General features: G+C 66.3%; 3 protein-coding genes. 2 read left to right on the top strand and 1 reads right to left on the bottom strand.

The window, feature by feature from the left end; all coding sequences use genetic code 11:
* Positions 1-392: 392 nt before the first annotated feature.
* Entirely contained in the window at positions 393-2,282 is a 1,890-nt protein-coding gene (locus K2Z83_RS04950) for an ABC-F family ATP-binding cassette domain-containing protein (RefSeq protein WP_220594080.1), read from the bottom strand.
* A 196-nt stretch (positions 2,283-2,478) separates the two neighbouring features.
* On the opposite strand from K2Z83_RS04950, the gene ftsH reads away from it, so the two are divergent.
* Both ftsH and K2Z83_RS04940 read left to right on the top strand, forming a co-directional pair.
* The gene (gene ftsH / locus K2Z83_RS04945) at positions 2,479-4,428 is read left to right on the top strand and encodes an ATP-dependent zinc metalloprotease FtsH (RefSeq protein ID WP_220594079.1); all 1,950 of its coding nucleotides are present in this window, start codon (positions 2,479-2,481) and stop codon (positions 4,426-4,428) included.
* Between the two features lie 100 nt (positions 4,429-4,528).
* Positions 4,529-5,518 (top strand): CaiB/BaiF CoA-transferase family protein, encoded by a 990-nt coding sequence (locus tag K2Z83_RS04940; RefSeq protein WP_220594049.1) that lies wholly within the window; start codon positions 4,529-4,531, stop codon positions 5,516-5,518.
* The last annotated feature ends 16 nt before the right edge of the window (positions 5,519-5,534 follow it).

The raw sequence follows: 5,534 nt of genomic DNA, 5'->3' as shown, positions 1-5,534 counted from the left end.
ACTCTGCGTTGTTGACCGAAGCTAGGCTTTCGCCTTTACTCCAGCTTTGTTCACGTGAACCCACTTGCTATCGCAATTTAGTTATGAAGGTGCATACTGGACAAACACCAGGAAAAAACAAAACCAGGAAGCGCCCGGTAAACCGAACTCCCCTGGCGACGTCTCTGAAATAAAATTTCAGCGCGGTTCGCTTATGTTTTACCTGTTTGGTCTACTCATTGCTGAGTGAGGCCTCGTTCATTCCAGCCCGCGTAGTATATCACCCTGGTACGGGGTTGTCAAATCATTTTGCACAAATGGGTTTATGGCTCTCTGAAGCCACAAACCCTCTCTTACTATGCTGGTAGTAGGCACAAGTATTGGATCAATATTATGAACGTGTTATGGGCGCATTATGCGAACTCTGCAAGCTCGGCCCAGCGCATGAAGCTCGTCTCAATGTCAACCTCAACCGCAGCAAGATCGGCGGCCAGTTGGCTGTAGCGGGTGTGGTCGGAGCCGGCGCTGTTGAGCTGGCCGCCGATAGTGTCTCGCTGGGCCTCTAGCTCGGCGATGCGCCGCTCCAGAGTCTCAAGCTCGCGGCGCTCCTTGCTGCTCAGCTTGCGTGGCCCGGCGGGTGCCTTCGCGGGGGCGGCAGGCTTGGCCGCCTTCGCGGGGGCGGCAGGCTTCGCGACAACCTTGCGGGCGCGGCGTTCAGTATAGGTGCTATAGTTGCCGGGGTACTCGACGATCTGGCCCTCGCCCTCGAAGGCGAAGATGCGGCCGACGACACGATCAAGGAAGTAACGATCATGGGAGACGGCGATCACCGCGCCGCTAAAGTCGTCCAGATAGTCCTCCAGAACACCGAGGGTCTGGAGATCGAGGTCGTTGGTCGGCTCATCGAGGATGAGCAGGTTCGGGTTGTGGATGAGCTGGCGCAGCAGGTAGAGGCGACGCCGCTCACCGCCGGAGAGCGTGGCGATCGTGGCCCACTGCATCTCGGGGGTGAAGAGGAAGCGCTCGAGCATCTGGGTGGCGGCCACGAGTGCGCCGTCGCGCCCGCGCACCAGCTCGGCTACCTCACGGATATAGTCAACGACCCGCATGGACAGGTCGAGGCCGGCGCTCTCCTGGTCGTAGTAGGCCATGTAGATCGTCTCACCGACACGGATCTCACCGCCATCTGGCTGAACACGGCCGGAGATCAGGTTCAGCAGGGTCGATTTCCCACTGCCGTTTGGGCCGATGATGCCGATCCGGTCGCTCGCGGTGAGCTCTAGGCTGAAGTGATCGATCAGGGTGCGGTCGCCGTAGCGCTTACTCACGCCGTGCAGCTCAAGCACACGCTTACCGATGCGGCGGCCGGTGCCCACGTCGATCTCGACACTGCCCTGGGCCGCCTCGGGGCGCTGATCAACTAGAGCTTGGGCGCGCTCAACGTGGGCCTTCTGCTTGGTGGTGCGGGCCTGGGCTCCGCGACGCAGCCAGGCAAGCTCGCGACGCATGAGGTTCTGGCGCGCATCCTCGGCGGCAGACTCGCGGGCGATCCGCTCGGCCTTCTGCTCGAGAAAGCTGGCGTAGTTGCCGGCGTAGCTACTAAGGCGACCGCGGTCGAGCTCGATCATGCGCGACACCAGCCGATCAAGGAAGTAGCGGTCGTGGGTGACGAGGAGGAGGGCACAGGTGCTCCGCGAGAGGTAGTCCTCCATCCAGGAGATCGTGTCGGTGTCGATATGGTTGGTGGGCTCGTCGAGGATGAGCAGGTCGGGCTGATCGACGAGCGCGCGGGCCATGGCCACGCGCTTGCGCTGCCCGCCGGAGAGGATAGAAATCGGGGAGTTGGCGTACTCGGCGAGGCCCAACTCGGTGATGATCGTGTGGGCGGCCGACTCCGCGTCCCATGCGCCGAGGGCATCCATCTGCGGCGTGAGGGTGCTCAGGCGGGCGAGCAGGCTGGCGTCGTCGGGGCGCGCGGCGAGCTGGGCGCTAACCTGCTCGTACTCGCGGAGCAGACGCACGGTTGGCGAGTCGCCGGCGAAGACAGCCTCAAGCACCGTCTGCTCCTCGGGCAGCAGAGGAGCCTGGGGGAGGTAGGCAACGTGGGTACCGCTGGCGAGGACGACGCGGCCGCTGTCGGGCGGCTCGATGCCGGCCACGATGCGCAGGAGCGTGCTCTTGCCGCTGCCGTTGACGCCGATCACGCCGAGGCGATCACCTCTGCTCATGCCGAAGGTGACATCTTCGAAGAGGGGGCGCTCGGCATACTGCTTGCTGATAGACTCGATCGAGAGGAGATTCATGGCGTCTACTATACCACTCATCGAATGCTCATCGTGATTCTAACGGGGCGCTAACACTAGGGGGCACCTGGAGCAGGGTTTAGGGCGTACCATGTATACACACGATACGCCGCACATGCGGCGATGGAAGGAGTGTCTTATGCTTCCACGACAACCACAGCGGCCAGATGGCCAGCAGCCCAGCGGGGGGGCGAGCATGTTTGGCGGCCCCGGTATGCGCTGGCTGATGATGCTGCTCGGCCTAACTCTGGTCTGGAATATCTTCACCCTGCGACCGACGACGCCGTCGATTGATCTGCCATATAGCGCATTCCTCGACCAGGTGCAGGCGGGGAATGTGACGAAGGTTGAGCTGAATGACCAGCAGGTACGCGGCGTGCTCACCACGCCGGTCGAGGCCCCGGCGGGCGAGACGGTGAGCGGGGGGACGCTATTCGGCGATGCGCCGACGAAGGCGGATCAGTTCACCAGCACCATCCCGACGGTGGGCGACCAGACCCTGCTGCCGCTGCTCCGCGAGAAGAAGGTTGAGATTGTCGCCTCGGTGCAGAACCCCTCGATCTTCTGGAACATCCTGCTCTCCTTCGGCCCCGTGCTGCTGATCGGCGGCCTGTTCATATATATGATGCGCCAGCAGTCGCGCGGGCAGCAGAATGTGTTCAGCTTCGGTCGCTCCAAGGCCAAGTCGCATACAGGCGAGACGCCGACGGTGACATTCGGCGATGTGGCGGGGGCCGAGGAGTCCAAGCGCGAGCTGACCGAGGTGGTGGACTTCCTCAAGAACCCGGATCGCTACAAGCGGCTGGGCGCGAAGATCCCGCGGGGCGTGCTGCTAGTCGGCCCTCCCGGCACCGGCAAGACCCTGCTGGCGCGGGCGGTGGCCGGCGAGGCCGGGGTACCCTTCTTCAGCACAAGCGCCAGCGAATTTGTCGAGCTGTTCGTCGGTGTGGGCGCCTCGCGGGTGCGCGACCTGTTCGACCAGGCGCGGCGCAACGGGCCGGCGATCGTCTTTATCGATGAGCTGGATGCGATCGGCCGCCAGCGCGGCGCGGGCATGGGCGGCGGCAATGACGAGCGCGAGCAGACGCTCAACCAGATCCTGGTCGAGATGGACGGCTTTGAGACCGCGGTCGTGCCGGTGATTGTGATCGCGGCGACGAACCGGCCCGATGTGCTCGACCCGGCCCTGCTGCGGCCCGGGCGCTTCGACCGCCAGGTGACGGTGGGCCTACCCGATGTGCGCGGCCGCGAGGCCATCCTGCGCATCCACCTGCGCGGCAAGCCTGTCTCGACCGATGTGGACGCCTCGATCGTGGCGCGGCAGACGCCGGGCTTCGCCGGGGCCGACCTGGCAAACCTGGTGAACGAGGCGGCGATCCACGCGGCGCGGCATATGGCCCGCCAGGTCACGGCACAGCACTTCCGCGAGGCCCTGGACAAGATCGTCCTGGGCACCGAGCGGCCGGTGCTGATGAGCGAGCAGGAGCGGACGGTGATCGCCTACCACGAGGCCGGCCACGCCCTGGTGTCGAGCCTGCTGCCTGAGTCTGACCCGGTGAATAAGGTGACGATCATCCCGCGCGGGCGGGCCCTGGGCGTGACGGAGTACCTGCCGGAGGGCGACCGATTCAACTACTCGCGGGAGTTCCTGCGCTCGCAGCTGGCGACGCTGTTCGGCGGGCGGGCGGCGGAGCAGGTGGCGATCGGCGAGATCACGACGGGCGCGGAGAACGACCTGCAGCGGGCGACGCAGCTGGCCCGGCGGATGGTCGGGCGCTGGGGCATGAGCGATGAGATGGGTCTGCTCTTCGCCAGCGAGGGCGCGGAGAACCCCTTCCTCGGCCGCGAGATGGCTGGCCCGCGCGACCACAGCGAGGCGACGGCGGCGCGGCTCGATGATGCGGTGCGGAAGCTGCTCGATGAGCGGATGCACACCGCGATCGAGCTGCTGACATCGAACCGGGGGACGCTCGACCACCTGGCGACGGCGCTGCTTGAGCACGAGACGCTCGACCGGCTCCAGGTGGAGGCGATCGTCCGCGGCGAGGATCTGCCGCCGCCCACGAAGGGCACGGCCGCGCCGATCACGCTGCCGCCGAGCGACCGGCCGGCGCCCCGGCCACGGCCAGGGATTATGCCTGCATAGAGCACTGAGGCACTGAGGTTCTGAGGCACTGAGGCACTGAAAGGTGTCGTATGATAGAGCCGCCCCGATGGGGCGGCTCTTCATATAGATGGGGTTTCTTATGATCAAGCAGGCGCTCGCGGGCATCCACGTGATCGAGGTGGCGTCGTACATCCCCGGGCCGGCGTGTACGCAGATCCTGGCCGGGATGGGCGCGCGGGTGACGAAGGTGGAGCGGCCGGGGGGCGACGCGATGCGCGCGATGGAGCCGCTGGACGCCTCGGGCGAGAGCCCACAGTTTGTGGCGCTGAACCGGGGGAAGCAGAGCGTGACCCTGGATCTGAAGTCGGAGGGGGGCGCGGCGGCCCTGCGCGACCTGGCCGGCGCGGCGGATGTGCTGGTGGACGGCTTCCGCCCCGGGGTGCTCGATCGGCTGGGGGTGGGCGCGGCGGCGCTGCGTGCGTTGAACCCGCGCCTGATCTACTGCGCAATCAGCGGGTTCGGGGCGGCGCCGGGCGATAGCCTGATGGCAGGGCACGACCTGAACTTTGTGGCGCGATCGGGCTTCCTGGCGATGACGACGGCGGCGGGGGAGCCGGCGGTTCCGGGCGCGCAGCTGGCCGATATGGCCAGCGGGCTGGTAGCGGCGACGGCGATCCTGGCGGCGCTGCAGGCCCGCGAGCGGACAGGGGAGGGGGCATTTCTCGATGTGCCGATGGACGCGGCGGCGCGCTGGCTGATGGCGCCATGGCACGCCGTGGCCCAGGCCGGGATCGCGGTGAGCGCCGAAGCCGGGCATATACTCTCGGGGAACCTGGCCTGCTACCGGATCTACCGCACGTCGGACGGCAGGCACCTGGCGGTGGCCGCGCTGGAGCGACACTTCTGGGACCGCTTCTGCGCCGCGATCAACCGCCCTGATCTCTCCCCGCGCCACGACAACACCGACCAGGCCGCGCTGATCGCCGAGGTGGCGGCGGTGATCGCCGGGCGGCCCCTCGCCATCTGGCGCGAGCTCTTCGCTGGGGTGGACGCCTGCGTGACGCCGGTGCTGACGGTGGCGGAGGCGGCTGAAACGGGGGAGGCGAGGGTTGAGCTGCCGGTGAGGTAGCCGAAATAATGTGTTA

The sequence above is a fragment of the Oscillochloris sp. ZM17-4 genome (genome assembly GCF_019599295.1).
GTDB lineage: Bacteria > Chloroflexota > Chloroflexia > Chloroflexales > Chloroflexaceae > Oscillochloris.
The sequence above is the reverse complement of the archived record's forward strand: the minus strand, read 5'-3'. Positions and strand labels throughout refer to the sequence as shown.